The organism is Lysobacter sp. Root494 (assembly GCF_001427225.1).
Taxonomy (GTDB): domain Bacteria; phylum Pseudomonadota; class Gammaproteobacteria; order Xanthomonadales; family Xanthomonadaceae; genus Agrilutibacter.
Genome location: NZ_LMFH01000001.1, coordinates 383,775 through 400,987 on the forward strand (window position 1 = coordinate 383,775; position 17,213 = coordinate 400,987).

Here is a 17,213-nt window from a genome sequence, read left to right on the forward strand (position 1 = left end):
GGCAGCCGTCATGGACGGATGCGCTGGATGTTGGTGATGCGGTCGACGTAGCTCTGGGTGCGATTGGCCATGAGCGGCGTAAGCGGCGAGACAGTGACGCCATTGGTCTTCGCACGGTGTTCGGTGCCATCGCGGTCGTACCAGCTCAGGCCGGTGGTGTCGTGGATGACGTAGGGTTCGCCGTCGAGCTGCCCGATCACCATCATCACGTGGCCGGGAATGTAGACGAGATCGCCGACCTGGAGTTCCCGCACGAGCGCAAGGCGTTTGGCGCGATCGTCCTTTTCGCTCAGTGCAATGCGGTTGAGCGCCGGGCTGACGGCCTGGTCGCGCGTGTTGCGCGGCAGCTCCACGCCCATGCTGCGATACACCTCGGAAACGAAACCGCTGCAGTCGCGTCCGTTATAGCTGTGGCCCCAGCCGTAGCGCTCGCCGAGGAACAGGAACGCCTGGCGGATGATGTTCGCCTTCGTCAGCGGCAGGTAATCGGCGCTGCTAGATTCACGGCGCGGCAGCAGCGCGGGAGCGAAGCGCAGCGAACCATCTTCGTTGCGCACCGGCAGTTCGATCACGTGCGATGCGTAGTGGTGCTGCCCGTTGACGGCGTCCGTGGACGGCCAGTTCGCCAGCACCGGGACGCGCACGCCCATGTCGAGCTGGAGTTCGGAAACCGCGGGCTCTTCCGGCGTGAACACCGTATGCACCTCGGCGCCGGTGACGACGCGGTAGGGCGTCTTGCGCGTGTAGGCGAGTACGGCGTCTTTTTCGCCGAGGGCGACGAAGCGCTTTTCGATCCACGCCGCGTAACGCGGGCTCACCACGAACGACCACGCGCCATCGCGACTCTCGTGGGCGATCGCCACCGGATCGCCGGGGAACAGGGCGCTTTCCTGGAAACGGTCGATGTCGTGGTCGTCGGACGAGGTGAAGACGCGCTGCATCGTCGGGAAGGCGCGTAGCGCCGCGCGGTGCACGACCAGGCCGTAACGGGTGTCGCGCGCAGCCGTGATCGCATCGATATTGGCGTTGTCGACGATCGCGCCGACTGTCGCCGCCGGCACCGGCTGGCCGCGTTCGTCGAACAGCGGCTTTTTCGGCGGCACCGACAGCGAGCGGATCCATTCGGCGACCTGTTCGCGCGGCAGCGAAGCCGGCAGCGCATCGAGGTCATACAGGCTCTTGTCGAGCGCATGCAGGCGGGCGTTCTGCTTCGCGACCATCGCGGTATCGAGCACGACCTTGTCGGCATCGGCCTGGCGCGCGATCCAGTACTGCGGATCGAGTTGCGCGGTTTCGACGCCGATGACCCCGGTGGCCGCCGGTACCTGCCACTCGCGCGCCTGCAGCGGCGCGAACGCAGCCAGTACCAGCATCGCGGCAAAAATTCTTGTGAGCTTCACGACACGCACCTCAGATTCCGTACGGAGACAGCGACGACAGCAAGCCCGCCATCGATAAGCCCACGCCGGTGCCCAGTACCAGGCCGAGCGTGGCAAGCAACACCGCCGCGGGTACCAGTGCACGCGAATACGTAGCGGCGAGCACCGGCGCCGTCGCCACGCCACCGATCTGCGCGAGCGACGCGATGCCGCACAGGTAAAGATCGAAGCGGAACAGCTTCGCCAGCAGCGCGAGCAGCGCGATGTGCAGCAGCAGCACACAGAAACCGGCGGCGACGAACAACGGCGCGGTGGCGAGACCGGCGAAATTGCTTTGCGAAGCGAGCACCGCCACCAGCAACGCAAGCATCGCGCTGGCGAGCGGCGCCGGCACCGGCGAACGCGCCGCCGTCGTGCGCGCAAGCACCAGTCCGACCACCGTGGCGATCAGCACCGTCCATGCGGTCGTGGTCAGCAATCCGCTGACCGGCAACAAGACGGCGATCGCGCTTGCCGCATTGCCAACGACCAGCGCAATGCCGAGCCATAGCAACACGTTGCCGGCGCCCGCCGTTCCGACCGGATGCTCCTCCACCGAAGGCAGCGGCGGACGCGTATCCGCACGCGTCCAACGGTCGAACGCAGGCGCGAAGCGCGCCGCCGAGAACAGCACCACCACCCACACCGAATAGCACAGCGCATCGGCGAGCAGCACCGAAGGCAGCAGGTTGTCGGGCAGCCCGATCGACTGCTTCACCGCGACGAGATTGGCCGAGCCGCCGGTCCATGTCGCGCTCAGCGTGGACAGCATCATCCAGCCTTCGGCCGGCAACGCGTGGCGGAACAGCAGGAAGACGATGACGATCGCCGCGAGGATGCTCGCCATCGCGCAGGCGAAGACCGCGAGCATGCGCGGGCCCAGTTTGAGGATCGCGCGCAGGTCGCAACCGATCATCAGCAGGAACAGCAGGGCGGGCAGCAGCTGCGTGGTCAGCGTGCGCTGCGCAGTAGTGATGTCCTCGCTCGCCTGCCACGTGCCAGACACCGCCAGCGCGGTGACGAACAGGTAGGTCAGCACGATCGGCGGCAATACGGAGAACAACCGCCAGCCGTAGCGCCGTTCCAACGTGGGGAACAGGCCGGCCGCGAGCAGGAGGATGGCGACGTAGGGCCAAACCGTGTCGATCATTACGTTGCAGCTTCCCCGGGACCCGCCGTCCGACGGAGAGAATAAAAACTTCTTAATTGCGGATAGTCAAGAATAAATTATTGACCGGCCCGTCCAGCCATGTTACACAGCCGTTACTTGCACGACCCGGGCCGGCGCAACGTGGATCGTTTTTCCCTTCCTACCGAATCGACGGCACACAGCGCTCGCACCCCCATGGCGGGATGGCGCTGGTACCTGGCGACCGGCGCGATCGCCATCGCGCTGCTGTCTGCGCAGGCTGGAGCGGAGTCCTCGATGCCCCTGGACACGGTGACCGCGCAGATCGAAGCAGGCGACTTCAGGGATGCCGAAGCCGGCATCGACACTGCACTGTGCAAGCCCGCGCTCGACGCCGAAACGCGCAGCGCACTGGAATTCCAGCGCGAGCGCATGCGCCGCATCCGCCTCGATTTCCCGATCACCGAAGCACAGGTGAAGCAGCGCCTGCGCGAACGCATTCCCGATTTGCGCGACGACGAATTCGCGGCGTGGAAGGCGAGCAACCAGCTCGAACACATGGTGATCGATGGCGTGCCGTTCTATTTCACGCGCTCGGTGTCGAACCTGTTCCTGTTGAACCCGCAGGCCGCCGCGCGCCGCGCGCCGCCGATCAAGCCGCCGGTCAACGGTCCGATGGAAAGCGCCAACGCCTATCACGCCGAAGCCGTGCGCGAAGCGCGCGCGAACGGCAAGCACAGCGTCGCCCCGCGCCACGTGCGCGTGACCCAATCGTTGATCGTCAATGCTGATGCGGTGCCGGCCGGTGAAACCGTGCGCGCGTGGATCCCTCTCCCACGCGCGTTGCCGGGACAGCAGGAGGGCCTCCGTTTCCTGGTCTCGCAACCGGCCGCGCACCGCATCGCACCCGAATCCACGCTGCAACGCACCGTCTATCTCGAGCAGCCCGCGAACGCCGGCACGCCGACAAAGTTCTCGATCTCTTATGAAGTCACTGTTTTCGGGCAGGTGAATCTGCTCGATCCCGAAAAAGTGCAGCCGCTACTGGGCGACGAACTCGTCGCCAAACACCCTGAGCTTGCCGCGCACCTCGGCGAACGCGCACCGCACATCGCCTTCACCGACGACATCCGCGCGTTTTCGAAGCAGGTCGTCGGCGACGAGAAGAATCCGTATTTCATCGCGCGCAAGCTCTTCGAAGCCGTCGACCGCATCCCCTGGGCCGGCGCCCGCGAGTATTCGACGATCACCAACATCAGCGATTACGCCCTGCACGCCGGCCACGCCGACTGCGGCCAGCAGACGCTGCTGCTGATGACGCTGCTGCGCCTCAACGGCATCCCGGCGCGCTGGCAGTCGGGCATGGTTTTCTCCGACGGCGACTACGACAACCTGCACGACTGGGGCTGGTTCTACCTCGCCCCGTACGGCTGGGTGCCGATGGACGTCACCACCGGCCGGTTCAAGGACGCGCAGGACCCTGGCGTCGAGTGGTTCTACTTCGGCGGACTCGACGCCTATCGCCTGGCTTTCAACGACGACTACGGAACGCAGTTCGTTCCGCCGAAGCAGCATTTCCGATCGGAAACCGTGGATTCCCAGCGCGGCGAAGTGGAGTGGAAAGGGGGAAACCTCTACTTCGACCAGTGGGATTACACATTCGAAGCTCACGTACTGCCGGAGTCGAAGCCGGGCACCTGACGGTTGCGATTTGCGGTTCACACATCACGCGGTGGAGGGGACATGAAAGCCAAGCGGTTGTTGACGAAGCGAGTGAGGAAGTCGGCGCTGTGCGTCGCGATGGGTCTGTGTCTGTCGTCGGGCTTGTTTTGGCAGCCCGCGTTTGCGGCGAACACGGATGGTTCGCTGGTGGGCCAGACGACGCCCGGTGCGCAGGTCACGGTGCGAAATCCGCAGACGGGATTCACGCGCACCGTCAAGGCGGATGCCGAAGGTAACTACCGCTTCCCGTTCCTGCCGGTGGGTGATTACTCGGTGGAGGTGAATAAGGACGGCGCGGCTGTCGGGACGCCGAAGCAGGTTACGGTTGGACTGGGCACTGCAACGAATGCGGATATCGGTTCCGGCGACGCCACGAATCTTGCGGCGGTGCAAGTAACCGGTACGGGCGTCGTGCCGATGGTGGATGTCACGTCGACCGAATCGGCGACCAACATCACGCGCGAGCAACTGCAGCGCTTGCCAGTTGAACGCGACCCGCTGGCGGTGGCCCTGCTCGCGCCAGGGCTGGTTAAAGGCGAATTCGGCGGCGTCTCTTTCGGTGGATCTTCGGTTGCCGAAAACACGGTGTATATCAATGGGTTGAACGTCACCGACTTTTATAACCGTGTCGGCTTCTCTTCCGTGCCCTTCGCGTTCTACAAGGAATTCCAGGTCAAGACGGGCGGCTACTCCGTGGAATTCGGGCGTACTACCGGCGGTGTGTTGAATGCGGTCACCCGCTCGGGAACCAACAAATTCGAATACGGTGCCGAATTCGCATGGGAGCCGAGCTTCCTGCAGGAGGAAGGCACCGACCGCTTCGATGCAGACGGCAACCCAACTTACATCGTCAGTCATGACGAATACGATCGCAGCAGCCTGAACCTGTATGCGTCCGGCCCAATCGTGCGCGACCGCTTGTTCTTCTTCGCGATGTACGAGGCGCGTGACTACCAGCCGACCAATACGAGCAGCTCGGGTAACCTCATCAACGAGGGAGATTCCGATGATGGATTCTGGGGTGGAAAGCTGGACTGGCAGATCAACGACAGCAACCTGTTGGAGCTGCTTGCCTTCTCAGACAAGAACGAGACGGCCACCGACATCTATGACTTCGACCTCGAAGGAGGACGCGGCGAGTTTGGGAACACCCAGTTCCTGAAGAATGGCGGCAAGAACTGGTCACTGACGTATACCAGCTACCTGACCGATACCCTTTCGGCCAAAGTGCTTTACGGCGAGAACGAACGCGAGTTCTCGCAGACCAGTTTGAATGATCTCAATTGCAATCGCATCCGTGACCGTCGCGATGTGGGAGAAGGTGACATCGGCTGCACATCGAGCTCGACGGTGGCGGAACGTCTCGACAACCGCGAAGCAGCGAGAGTGGACTTTGAGTGGTCGTTGGGTGACCACCTGCTCCGCTTCGGACTGGACCACGAGGTCAACACCTCCAACCACGCTCAGTACTATCCCGGAGCCAATCGGCTCCTGTATGAAATCCAGGATACGGATCCAGGCACCACGCTCGAGAACGGCGGCGTCGTCCCGGATGGGGTCACCGCTTACGTACGTACCCGCACCAACGAAGTCGATGGCGAGTTCGAGAGCGTCAACTCGGCGTACTACATCGAGGACAACTGGTCGATCACGCCCAACTTGATCCTGAACGCGGGGTTGCGCCTGGAAGCGTTCGACAACAAGAACTCCGATGGTGACAGCTACATCAAGATCGACGACATGCTGGCTCCGCGGTTCGGGTTCTCATGGGACATGAAGGGCGATGGACGGACCAAACTGTTCGGAAACATTGGCCGCTACTTCCTGCCGGTCGCGAATGTCATCAACATCAAGCAGGCCGGTGGCTTCCGCGACGAGCGCACGTATTACGTTTTCAACGGACTCGAGGATTTCGAATACAACGGCGTCATTTACCAGCGCCCGATCCTGGGTCCGCAGATCGGTCCGGTGGACAATTCTCAGGGTGACGGAACCGTTGGCGACCTGCGCGGCGAAGTCGATGGAGACATCGATCCGGTGTACCAGGACGAGCTCATCCTCGGGTTCCAGTCGATGATCGACGAAAAGTGGTCCTGGGGCGTACGCGGCATCTATCGCAAGCTCACCAACGCGATCGACGACATGGAGCTGACCTCGAACGGCATCCTCTGTGATGGCGAGCCGGGCTATATCGGCTACATCATGGGTAATCCGGGTGAAAACGCGACGGTCTACACAGATACGAATTGTGACGGCGAAAACGACGGTTACGTCACGATCGATACCTCGAAGGCAGGGTGGGCGCTCTACGATGATGATGGCAATTACATCGGTGAGAGGGGCTATTCCAAGCCCAAGCGCCGGTACACCGCGTTGGAATTCGTGCTGGATCGCGCCTGGGACGACAAGTGGATGGTGAATGCGTCCTACACCCTGGCATGGAGCAAGGGCAACGCAGAAGGCCCGGTCAACTCCGATACGGATTTCGCCGACACTGGTCGTACCGAAAATTTCGACGATCCCTGGGTGAATTTTGGCGGTAGCGGTTACCTGCCGAACGACCGTCGCCATCAGTTGAAGCTGCGTGGCGCCTACGCGATCACGGACAACTGGGAAGTCGGCGCAACCATGGGCGCGCAATCGGGCCGTCCGGTGAATGCATTCGGCGTCGGCAATCCGTTCGACGGGACGAACTACCACAGCAACTTCATCTGCGTTGCCAACTGCACAGCTGACAATCCGTCTGAGCGCGTTTACGAGCACAGCCCGCGAGGCGCGGGTGGACGTTTGCCCTGGACTTATGACCTTGGCGCCAGCCTTACGTACCAGCGCTCGTTCGGCGAGACGGATCTGCGAGTGAAACTAGCGCTCTACAACCTGCTGAACCAGGAGCGCGTCATCGAAGTAGACGATGAGCTGGAGACCGACATTGGCTTCCGCAATCCCAGCTATCGGGAAGGCACTGGTTACCAGCGGCCACGTTATGGACAGCTGACGATCTCCCTCAACTTCTGATGCTCTTGGCGGCCCGAGAAATCGGGCCGCCTTCTTCAGGCCATAGCCGCCTTGCGGGCCATGAGGCGAATTTAGTGACGGTGCACAGCTCTTTCGTGCCATTTGGCACACTCGACGGCGTTGACCTGCATGCGCTCGCCACGCACCTGCCCACGCCCTTCTATGCGTACTCCTCGAGCGCCATCCGCGAGCGGGTCACCGTATTGCAGGCCGCGCTGAAGGACCTCGATACACGGGTGTGTTTCGCAGTTAAGGCGAATCCGAACATTGGCGTGCTGCACCTGATGGCCGGTCTCGGTGTGGGCGCGGACATCGTGTCGCTCGGTGAACTGCGGCGAGCGCTGCGCGCGCGGATTTCGCCTGCGCGCATCGTCTTTTCCGGGGTCGGCAAGTCCGACGAGGAAATCGCGGCGGCGCTGTCGGCCGGCGTATGGAAGTTCAATCTCGAATCCGCCGACGAGCTCGCGCTGCTGCAGGGCGTGGCGCACCGGCAAGGCGTGGTCGCACGCGCGGCCGTGCGCATCAATCCGGACGTGGACGCGCGCACGCACGCGAAGATTTCCACGGGCAAGGCCGAGAACAAGTTCGGCGTGAGCATCGAAGAGGCGCGAGATTGGTTCGGAGACGCGGCGAAATATCCGAACGTCCACCTCGACGGCCTGCATGCGCATATCGGTTCGCAGATACTCGAGCTGGCGCCGTTCGAGCAGGCGCTGCAGAGAATGGCGGCGTTCTGGCGCGAGCTTGAGCAGGCCGGACACCAACTCGACAGCATCGATGTCGGTGGCGGGCTTGGTGTCTGCTACCGACCGGGCGAGGACGCTCCGATTGCGGCGACCGACTATGCCGATGCGATCCGCCGTGCATTCGACGGATTCCGCGGCCGCATCGTGCTTGAGCCCGGACGCTATCTTGTGGCTGAGGCCGGTGTGCTGGTGACGCGCGTACTCCGCGTCAAGCGCGGACAGGAACGCGAGTTCCTCGTGCTCGATGCGGCGATGAACGATCTGCAGCGCCCTGCGCTGTACGACGCATGGCATGACATCGTGCCGCTGCATTCCGAACCGCGGCCGCTGCAGCCCTACGACGTGGTCGGTCCGGTATGCGAAACCGGCGACACCTTTGCGCGCGGCCGCCAGTTGCCGCGTTGCGAAGCCGGCGACCTGTTGCTCATCGCCGGCGCGGGTGCCTATGGTGCGTCCATGAGCTCGAACTACAACTCACGTCCGCTGCTCGCCGAAGTGCTGCTCGACCAGGGTCGCTACGCCATCGTGCGCCGCCGGCAGAGTTTCGAGCAGATGATCGCGACCGAACAATTGCCGCAGGCATGGCACGCCGCATGAAGAAGAACGCCTGGACAGTGTTGCTGGCGCTCTTTCTGTCGCCGTTCACGCACGCCGCCGATCCCGTTATCGATGCCGCCTTCGACGACGCGATGGCGCGCTATCGCCTGCCCGGTCTGGCGGTCGGCATCATCGAGGACGGCAGGATCGTCTACACGCGCACCTCTGGCGAACTCATAGCGGGCGAAGGCCAGAAGATCGATTCGCAGACGCTGTTCAAGATCGCGTCCAACACCAAGGCGATGACCACGGCGACGCTGGCGCGGCTGGTCGATGCCGGCAAGCTGCAGTGGAACGACCCGGTGGCGAAGTACCTGCCGCAGTTCCGCATGCACGATCCGTGGGTCGGGCGCGAGATGCAGGTGCGTGACCTGCTCATCCACAACAGCGGCCTGCGCGCGGGTGCGGGCGACCTGATGCTGTGGCCGGAGCCGAACACGTTCACCCGTGCCGACATCATCAGCGGCCTCGCGTACCTGAAGCCGCAGCACAGCTTCCGCTCGCGTTACGACTACGACAACCTGATGTACATCGTTGCGGGCGAAGTTGCCGCCGTGGCGGGCGGTGCACCGTACGAAACACTGGTGCGACGCGAAGTCTTCGAGCCGCTCGGGATGAAGCGCTGTCAGGTCGGCGACTGGCGGCCCGTTGAAGTCGGTAACGTCGCGCAACCGCACATGCGCCAGGACGGCGGCAATGTCCCGGTGCGCAGCGACGGCAACGTGATCCGTTCGAGCACGATGGAAGCGGCAGGCGGCATCCGTTGCAGCCTCGACGACATGCTCGCGTGGGTTCGCACGTGGCTGGCGCCGCAAGGTCCTTCGCAGGCATGGCTGTCTCCAGCGCAACGCGAAGCCGTGTGGACGCCGCAGATGACGATGCCGTTGTCCAAGCGCATGCGCGAATGGGACAACAGCCACTTCTCCGCCTACGGTTATGGCTGGCGTCTCGCCGACGTCGATGGCGTGTTCAAGGTCGCGCACACCGGCACGCTGATGGGCATGTATTCGGCGGTGACGATGCTGCCGGACAAGGGTGTCGGCTTCGTCATCCTCATCAACGGCGAAGGCGACGAGGCGCGCACGGTGCTGACGCAAGTGCTGGTCAAGCACTACACCAAACGCGATCCCGGCCTGACGGTTGCCCATTACGCCGGTCTGATCGCTGCGGAGGAGGCGGTACGCCCCAGTGAGCAGAAAGCGCCTGACACTTCGAAGCGGAACGTGGCCACCGTAACCGAGCTGCAGTCGCGCCTTGGCGTCTACCGCGATCCGTGGTTCGGCGAGGTGTCGTTGTGCCGCGATGGCGCAGCCGTGCGCCTGCGCGCCGCGAAGTCGCCCCTGCTGAACGGCATCGTTCAGCGCGTCGGCGATCGCTGGCTCGTGGACTGGGACGATGTCAGCGTAGACGCCGAAGCGTGGCTGAATTTCGCGAGCGGCAAGACGGAACCCGATCTGCGCATGAGCAAGGTCGATCCGCAGGCGGATTTCAGTTACGACTACGAGGATCTGGCGTTTGCACGGGTACGTGGGTGTCCGTGACTGGCACCTCACGGAAATTTTCAGGACGTCATCCCTGCGAAAGCAGGGATCCAGCGTCTTTGCTTTTGACTGCCTTAAAGACACTGGATTCCTGCTTTCGCAGGAATGACGAGCAAAAGCGTAGGCACTTTCGCCACGTCGTGATGATGGCCATTGCTGCCGCCGCACTCACGCTCGCTGCGTGCGCCACGACAGGAGCAGCATTGAACCAGCAGATCGACACCCTGATGCACGACTACACCGGCAACGTTCCCGGTGCATCGGTGCTGGTGCTTCGCGACGGCGCACTACTGGTGCATCGCAGCTACGGCATGGCCGACATGGAAGCGCATGTCGCCGCAACGCCGCTGACCAACTACCGACTCGCCTCGGTCAGCAAGCAGTTCACCGCAGCCTCGATCCTGCTGTTGGCCGAAGACGGCCGCCTGCATCTCGACGACAAGGTACGTGACTGGTTGCCCACGCTGCCGCACGTCGCCGATCCGATCACGATCCGGCACTTGCTGACCCATACCTCCGGCCTGATCGACTACGAAGACGTGATGGATCCAGCGGACGCGCGGCAGGTCCACGACGCCGACGTGCTCAAGCTGCTCGAATCGCAGGACCGCACCTACTTCGTACCGGGCACGGGTTATCGCTACAGCAACAGCGGCTACGCCTTGCTGGCGCTCATCGTGGAGCGCGCCTCGAAGCAGCGCTACGCCGACTTCCTGCGCGAACGCATCTTCCGTCCGCTCGGCATGGCGAACACCGTCGCGTATGAGGCCGGCATCTCGGAGGTCGCACGTCGCGCGTACGGCTACAGCTTCGAAAACGGTGCATGGATGCGTACCGACCAGAGCACCACCAGCGCAGTGCTGGGCGACGGTGGCATCTACTCGTCGATCGACGATCTCGCCCGCTGGGATGCCGCGCTGTACGACGAACGACTGTTGAAATCGACGTCGCTGCAACAGGCGTTTACGCCTTTCACCGCGACAGATGACCCGGATGTGCGCTACGGCTACGGCTGGCGCATCACCGGCGAGACGCTGTGGCATTCCGGCGAAACGATCGGCTTCCGCAACGTGATCGTGCGTTACCCGAAACGCCACATGACGGTGATCGTGCTGACCAACCGAGACGACCCGGAGCCGTATGTGCTCGCAAAGAAGATCGCGGAGGCCGCTTCTCCTTAGGGTCATCCTGCGAACGGGATGCAACGCAACGCGCGGAAAGCAACCAATGCCTCACGCACGCCAATTTTTCTCCCGCGCTGCGGCGCGTTGGAATGAGCCGTTACCCGCGCCTTATCGCGGCGCGATCACGAAATCGTAGAACCGCTTCGGTTCCGGCTCGGGATTAAGCGTGAAGTGCCACCACTCCATCGGATAGTTGCGGAAGCCCCCACGTTCCATCGCCGCGCGCAGCAACAAGCGGTTGGCGCGCTGTTCCGTCGTGGCCTGCGGCGAATCAGTATTCGCCAACGGATCGAAGAAATCGAAGCTCGTCCCCATGTCGAGCGGCACGCAGGCGGCGTCGTTGCCATCGCACTGCATCAGGGTGAGATCGAGCGTGGCGCCGCGACTGTGGCCGGAAGTCGGCGAGATGTAGTCGCCGAGCAGTTCGCGCTTGTCCAGGTTCGGGTAATAGCGCGGTTTGGTGCGCTGGTCGGCGGGATCGCCGGCCCACGCGACGAAGTGGCGAACGGCGCGCGCAGGCCGGTAGCAGTCATAGATCCGAAGGCGCCGGTGTTCGCGGCGTAGCGCGCTTTCGACGCGGGCGAGCGCCCTGGCCGCAGGGACCTGCAGGAAGCAGCGCGCGGCTTCGTAACCGTCCACGCGCGTGCCGACGAAGTTGTTGTCGCTCGCATAGCGCATCTCCAGATCGATGTCCGGCACCAGTGTGCGGATATCGACCATGCCGGCGGCTTCGGGAGTGGCCGCGTCGGCAACCTGCATTTCGGGGGCTGGTTGTTTCGCCAGTTGCGCCGGAGCGCAGGCGGCAAGCAGCAACGCGAGTGCAGGGGTGCCGAGCCACCGCGCCGTCATGTCCGCGTGCTCAGAACGAATCGGCCGGCACACGCACCGCGCCTTCCATCAGGACGCGCGCACTCCGGCTCATCACCGCTTTCGTGACCGTCCATTGGCCATCGACCTGCTGCGCCTGCGCGCCGACGCGCAGCGTGCCCGAGGGATGGCCGAAGCGCACTGCTTCGCGCTCGCCACCACCCGCAGCAATATTCACCAGCGTGCCGGGAATCGACGCCGCCGTGCCGATCGCAACCGCCGCGGTGCCCATCATCGCGTGGTGCAGCTTGCCCATCGACAGTGCGCGTACGAGCAGGTCGACATCGCCGGCGCCGATGCGCTTGCCGCTGGAGGCGACGTAATCCTGCGCCGATGCGACGAAGGCGACCTTCGGCGTGTGCTGGCGCGTGGCCGCCTGCCCGACCGAATCGATCAGGCCCATGCGCACAGCGCCGTGCGCGCGGATGGCTTCGAACCTGGCCAGTGCTTTCGGATCGTCGTTGATCGCGCCCTGCAGCTCGGCGCCGGTGTAACCCAGGTCCGCGGCGTTGAGGAAGATGGTCGGAATGCCGGCATTGATCAGTGTCGCCTTGAAGGTGCCGACGCCCGGCACGTCGAGGTCGTCGACGAGGTTGCCGGTCGGGAACATCGCGCCGCCGCCTTCGCCTTCGTCGGACGGATCGAGGAATTCCAGCTGGATTTCCGCCGCGGGAAACGTCACGCCATCGAGCTCGAAGTCGCCGGTTTCCTGCACCTCGCCGTTGGTGACCGGTACGTGCGCGACGATGGTCTTGCCGATGTTCGCCTGCCATATGCGCACGGTGCAGGTGCCGTTGCGAGGAATTCGCGCGGGATCGATCAGGCCATTGGCGATCGCGAAGGGACCGACCGCGGAGGAAAGATTGCCGCAGTTGCCACTCCAATCGACGAAGGCGGTTTCGATGGAGACCTGGCCGTAGAGATAGTCGACGTCGTGGTCGGGTTCGCTCGACTTCGCGATGATCACGCACTTGCTCGTGCTCGACGTAGCGCCGCCCATGCCGTCGGTGTGTTTGCCGTAGGGATCGGGCGAACCGATCACGCGCATCAGCAGCGCATCGCGCGCCTTGCCGGGGACCTGCGCGGCTTCGGGCAGGTCTTCCAGGCGGAAGAACACACCCTTGGACGTGCCGCCGCGCATGTAGGTGGCGGGAATGCGTAGTTGCGGCGCGTGGGTCATGTGTCTGCTCGGGTTGGAGTTGTTGCCGTCATCCTGCAACCAGGTCAATCTGCTGCCCGCAGATCCTGGGCGAGCCCGATGAGAATTCCTTCGGGGCCGCGGATGTAACAGAGGCGGTAGATGTTTTCGTAGTCGACGACTTCATCGACCACCGACGCACCGAGCTTCCGCAGCCGGGCGAGGGTGTCGTCGATGTCCCCGACGGCGAACATGACGCGCAGGTATCCCAGCGAATTCACCGGGGCCGTACGGTGGTCGGATGCAATGGCCGGAGCGTCGAAGCGAGAAAGCTCGAGGCGGCTGTGGCCGTCCGGGGTGCGCATCATGGCGACCTCGACGCGCTGGCCGCGCACTCCGGTGACGCGGCCCGCCCACTCCCCTTCGATGGGCATACGGCCCTCGAGGATGAGGCCGAGTTCCAGGAAGAACGCGATCGCGGCATCGAGGTCCTCGACCACGATGCCGACGTTGTCCATGCGCACGACGGTCATGATGCGTTCCCGGTGGCCATCACACGTTGTCGGGAATGTTTGGCTCAACCAGTTGCGCGAGCAATTGCAACGACTCCTGCCAGCCCAGATAACAGAACTCGACCGGAATCGCGGCGGGAATCCCGCTCTGCTCGATATGCACCTCGGTACCGGTCATCACCGGCTTCAGCGTGACCGTGGTTTCCATCACGCCGGGCAGGTTCGGGTCGTCGAAGCGGTCGTTGTAGCGGAGTTTTTCGTTCGGAATGAGTTCGAGGAAGGTGCCGCCGAACGCATGGCTGCTGCCGGTACCGAAGTTGGTGAACGACATGCGATAGACGCCGCCGACGCGTGCATCCATTTCATGCACCTTGCCGGTGAAGCCGTGCGGGGGCAGCCACTTCGCCATCGCATCGCCATCGAGGAAGGCGCGGTAGATGCGTTCGGCGGGTGCGCGCAGGACGCGGTGCAGGCGGACGGTGCCAGGGGAAGAAGCAGTCATGGTCGGTTCCTTTTTGGTGGGTTGTACCGATACGACGAACGAGTCAGGCCGCTTTCGACGTCGCCAGGAAATCCTGTGCGAACCGCTGCAGCACGCCGCCGGCTTCGTAGATCGACACTTCCTCGGCGGTGTCCAGGCGGCAGGTCACCGGCACTTCGCTGCAGCTGCCGTCCTTGCGCCGGATCACCAGCGTGAGCGTCGCGCGCGGAGTGCGTTCGCCGACCACGTCGAAGGTTTCGGTGCCGTCGATGCCCAGCGACTTGCGGTCGGTGCCGGCCTCGAACTCCAGCGGCAGCACGCCCATGCCGATCAGGTTGGTGCGATGGATGCGCTCGAAGCCTTCCGCGGCGATCGCTTCCACGCCAGCCAGGCGCACGCCCTTGGCGGCCCAGTCGCGCGAGGAACCCTGGCCGTAGTCGGCGCCGGCGATGATGATCAGCGGCTGGCGGCGCTCCATGTAGGTCTCGATCGCTTCCCACATGCGCGTGACCTTGCCTTCCGGCTCGATACGCGCGAGCGATCCCTGTACGACATTGCCCGCTTCATCGCGCACCATCTCGTTGAGCAGCTTCGGATTGGCGAAGGTCGCGCGCTGCGCGGTGAGGTGGTCGCCGCGATGGGTCGCGTAGGAATTGAAGTCTTCTTCAGGCACGCCCATCTTCGCGAGGTATTCGCCGGCGGCGCTGTCGAGCAGGATCGCGTTCGACGGCGACAGGTGGTCGGTGGTGATGTTGTCGCCGAGCACCGCGAGCGGACGCATGCCGCGCAGCGTCCGTTCGCCGGCGAGCGCGCCTTCCCAGTACGGCGGACGGCGGATGTAGGTCGACATCGGACGCCAGTCGTACAGCGGACTGACCTTGGTGCCGTGCTCGACGCGGACGTTGAACATCGGCTCGTACACGCGGCGGAAGTGTTCCGGCTTCACGAACTGCGACACGATCGCGTCGATCTCTTCATCGCTCGGCCAGATGTCCTTGAGCGTGACCGGGTTGCCCTGCGCATCGGTGCCAAGCACGTCCTTCTCGATATCGAAGCGGATCGTGCCGGCGATCGCGTACGCCACCACCAGCGGCGGCGAGGCGAGAAACGCCTGCTTCGCATACGGATGGATGCGGCCGTCGAAGTTGCGGTTGCCCGACAACACGGCAGTGGCATACAGGTCGCGTTCGATCACTTCCTTCTGGATCGCCGGATCGAGCGCGCCGCTCATGCCGTTGCAGGTGGTGCAGGCGAAGCCGACGATGCCGAAGCCGAGCTGTTCGAGTTCCGGCAGCAGCGCGGACTCTTCCAGATACAGCTGCACGGCCTTGGAACCCGGCGCGAGCGAGGTCTTCACCCACGGCTTGCGCACCAGGCCGCGCGCATTGGCATTGCGTGCGAGCAGGCCGGCGGCGACGACGTTGCGCGGGTTCGACGTATTCGTGCACGACGTGATCGCAGCGATGATCACCGCGCCGTCGGGCAACAGCCCCTGCGCTTCCTGCGCACGCGCGGCGTCGAGGTTGCCGGCGATGCCGCGCTCGGCCAGGGCCGAAGTCGGCAGGCGCTTGTGCGGATTCGAGGGGCCGGCCATGTTGCGCCCGACGCTCGACAGGTCGAACGACAGCGTGCGTTCGTACTGCGCGTTCGCCAGCGCATCGGCCCACAGGCCGGCCTGCTTCGCGTAGGTTTCGACGAGCTTCACCTGTGCATCATCGCGGCCGGTGAGGCGCAGGTAGTCGAGCGTGTTGTCGTCGATGAAGAACATCGCGGCGGTCGCGCCGTATTCGGGCGCCATGTTCGAAATCGTCGCGCGGTCGCCAACCGTCAGCGCGGCTGCGCCTTCGCCACGGAATTCGAGGTACGCCCCGACGACCTTCGATTGGCGCAGGAACTCGGTCAGCGCGAGCACGATGTCGGTCGCGGTAATGTCGGGCTGCGGCTTGCCGGTCAGCTCGACGCCGACAATCTCCGGCAGGCGCATCCACGACGCGCGGCCGAGCATCACGCTCTCGGCTTCGAGGCCGCCCACGCCTACCGCGATCACGCCCAGCGCATCGACGTGCGGCGTGTGGCTGTCGGTGCCGATGCAGGTATCGGGATAGGCAATGCCGTGATCATCGTGCACGACCGGCGACATCTTCTCCAGGTTGATCTGGTGCATGATCCCGTTGCCCGGCGGAATCACGTCGACGTTGCGGAATGCGTGCTTGGTCCACTCGATGAAGTGGAAGCGGTCCTCGTTGCGGCGCTCCTCGACGGCACGGTTTTTGGTGAATGCATCGGGGTCGTAACCACCGCATTCGACCGCGAGCGAGTGGTCGACGATCAGCTGTGTCGGCACCACCGGATTGATCTGCGCCGGATCGCCGCCCATGTCCGCGATCGCATCGCGCAGGCCGGCGAGGTCGACCAATGCGGTCTGGCCGAGGATGTCGTGGCAGACCACGCGCGCCGGGAACCACGGGAAGTCGAGATCGCGGCGGCATTCGATCAGCTGCGCGAGGTACGCATCGAGCATGGCCGGATCGGCGCGACGCACGAGGTTCTCCGCATGCACGCGCGAGGTATAGGGCAGCGCGTCCCATGCGCCCGGCCGGATCGCTTCCACGGCGGCGCGCGCATCGAAGTAGTCGAGCGAGGTGCCGGGGAGGGGTTTGCGGTATTTGCTGTTCATGGGCGGGCCTGGAGTGGCGGGCGGCGCGGGGCGCGCGGCGGGCATGAGGGAAGAACGTGATTATCCCGCAATCTGCTGCAGGGCATCAGTCCTTGAAATGGTTGCGGATATGGCGTGAGTCAAGGCCGTTCGGGCGCTTCACATGCGGAAATGCCGCTTCCTTTGCTCGTCATTCCTGCTTGAACA

At 64.1% G+C, this 17,213-nt stretch carries 12 protein-coding genes; 5 read left to right on the forward strand and 7 right to left on the reverse strand.

Annotated features, from left to right (window positions below; genetic code table 11):
* Positions 1-8 precede the first annotated feature (8 nt).
* Together ASD14_RS01570 and ASD14_RS01575 are read right to left on the reverse strand one after the other, a co-directional pair.
* Entirely contained in the window at positions 9-1,400 is a 1,392-nt protein-coding gene (locus ASD14_RS01570; protein ID WP_056128852.1) for an SH3 domain-containing protein, read from the reverse strand.
* A 10-nt stretch (positions 1,401-1,410) separates the two neighbouring features.
* Positions 1,411-2,568, reverse strand: a complete 1,158-nt coding sequence (locus tag ASD14_RS01575) for a DUF819 family protein (protein ID WP_056127873.1) — start codon at positions 2,566-2,568, stop codon at positions 1,411-1,413.
* Between the two features lie 276 nt (positions 2,569-2,844).
* Between ASD14_RS01575 and ASD14_RS01580 the strand changes: the two genes are divergently transcribed.
* From ASD14_RS01580 to ASD14_RS01600, 5 genes are all read left to right on the forward strand, one after another.
* Complete coding sequence (locus ASD14_RS01580) at positions 2,845-4,248, forward strand: transglutaminase-like domain-containing protein (RefSeq protein WP_235565293.1); 1,404 nt, start codon at positions 2,845-2,847, stop codon at positions 4,246-4,248.
* Between the two features lie 42 nt (positions 4,249-4,290).
* A complete protein-coding gene (locus ASD14_RS01585) occupies positions 4,291-7,284 on the forward strand; it encodes a TonB-dependent receptor (protein ID WP_056127879.1) in 2,994 nt (997 codons plus the stop codon).
* Positions 7,285-7,379: 95 nt separating this feature from the next.
* The gene (gene lysA, locus ASD14_RS01590) at positions 7,380-8,627 is read left to right on the forward strand and encodes a diaminopimelate decarboxylase (RefSeq protein ID WP_235565276.1); all 1,248 of its coding nucleotides are present in this window, start codon (positions 7,380-7,382) and stop codon (positions 8,625-8,627) included.
* Positions 8,612-10,168, forward strand: a complete 1,557-nt coding sequence (locus tag ASD14_RS01595) for a serine hydrolase (protein ID WP_235565277.1) — start codon at positions 8,612-8,614, stop codon at positions 10,166-10,168. The genes lysA and ASD14_RS01595 overlap by 16 nt, the downstream gene beginning before the upstream one ends.
* A 227-nt stretch (positions 10,169-10,395) precedes the next feature.
* Positions 10,396-11,349 carry a serine hydrolase domain-containing protein gene (locus ASD14_RS01600; protein ID WP_235565294.1) on the forward strand — a complete coding sequence of 318 codons (954 nt, stop codon included), beginning with the start codon at positions 10,396-10,398 and terminating at the stop codon, positions 11,347-11,349.
* A 111-nt stretch (positions 11,350-11,460) separates the two neighbouring features.
* Here ASD14_RS01600 and ASD14_RS01605 read toward each other — a convergent pair whose 3' ends face one another.
* The 5 genes from ASD14_RS01605 to acnD are packed head-to-tail and all read right to left on the reverse strand — an operon-like array spanning position 11,461 to position 17,027.
* Positions 11,461-12,201: a M15 family metallopeptidase gene (locus tag ASD14_RS01605; RefSeq protein WP_056127889.1), complete on the reverse strand. Its 741-nt coding sequence runs from the start codon at positions 12,199-12,201 to the stop codon at positions 11,461-11,463.
* A 10-nt stretch (positions 12,202-12,211) separates the two neighbouring features.
* Positions 12,212-13,399 carry a 2-methylaconitate cis-trans isomerase PrpF gene (gene prpF, locus ASD14_RS01610; protein WP_056128858.1) on the reverse strand — a complete coding sequence of 396 codons (1,188 nt, stop codon included), beginning with the start codon at positions 13,397-13,399 and terminating at the stop codon, positions 12,212-12,214.
* A gap of 44 nt (positions 13,400-13,443) precedes the next feature.
* Positions 13,444-13,890 carry a VOC family protein gene (locus tag ASD14_RS01615; protein WP_056127892.1) on the reverse strand — a complete coding sequence of 149 codons (447 nt, stop codon included), beginning with the start codon at positions 13,888-13,890 and terminating at the stop codon, positions 13,444-13,446.
* A 19-nt stretch (positions 13,891-13,909) separates the two neighbouring features.
* The gene (locus ASD14_RS01620; RefSeq protein WP_056127896.1) at positions 13,910-14,371 is read right to left on the reverse strand and encodes an SRPBCC family protein; all 462 of its coding nucleotides are present in this window, start codon (positions 14,369-14,371) and stop codon (positions 13,910-13,912) included.
* Between the two features lie 43 nt (positions 14,372-14,414).
* Positions 14,415-17,027, reverse strand: a complete 2,613-nt coding sequence (acnD, locus tag ASD14_RS01625) for a Fe/S-dependent 2-methylisocitrate dehydratase AcnD (protein WP_056128865.1) — start codon at positions 17,025-17,027, stop codon at positions 14,415-14,417.
* Positions 17,028-17,213 lie beyond the last annotated feature (186 nt).

Bases quoted from the DNA above. Each gene is read 5' to 3' on its own strand.
- ASD14_RS01575 (WP_056127873.1), bottom strand. From the start codon at position 2,568: ATGATCGACACGGTTTGGCCCTACGTCGCCATCCTCCTGCTCGCGGCC.
- ASD14_RS01580 (WP_235565293.1), top strand. From the start codon at position 2,845: ATGCCCCTGGACACGGTGACCGCGCAGATCGAAGCAGGCGACTTCAGG.
- ASD14_RS01585 (WP_056127879.1), top strand. From the start codon at position 4,291: ATGAAAGCCAAGCGGTTGTTGACGAAGCGAGTGAGGAAGTCGGCGCTG.
- ASD14_RS01595 (WP_235565277.1), top strand. From the start codon at position 8,612: ATGGCACGCCGCATGAAGAAGAACGCCTGGACAGTGTTGCTGGCGCTC.
- ASD14_RS01600 (WP_235565294.1), top strand. From the start codon at position 10,396: ATGCACGACTACACCGGCAACGTTCCCGGTGCATCGGTGCTGGTGCTT.
- ASD14_RS01605 (WP_056127889.1), bottom strand. From the start codon at position 12,201: ATGACGGCGCGGTGGCTCGGCACCCCTGCACTCGCGTTGCTGCTTGCC.
- prpF (WP_056128858.1), bottom strand. From the start codon at position 13,399: ATGACCCACGCGCCGCAACTACGCATTCCCGCCACCTACATGCGCGGC.
- ASD14_RS01615 (WP_056127892.1), bottom strand. From the start codon at position 13,890: ATGACCGTCGTGCGCATGGACAACGTCGGCATCGTGGTCGAGGACCTC.
- ASD14_RS01620 (WP_056127896.1), bottom strand. From the start codon at position 14,371: ATGACTGCTTCTTCCCCTGGCACCGTCCGCCTGCACCGCGTCCTGCGC.
- acnD (WP_056128865.1), bottom strand. From the start codon at position 17,027: ATGAACAGCAAATACCGCAAACCCCTCCCCGGCACCTCGCTCGACTAC.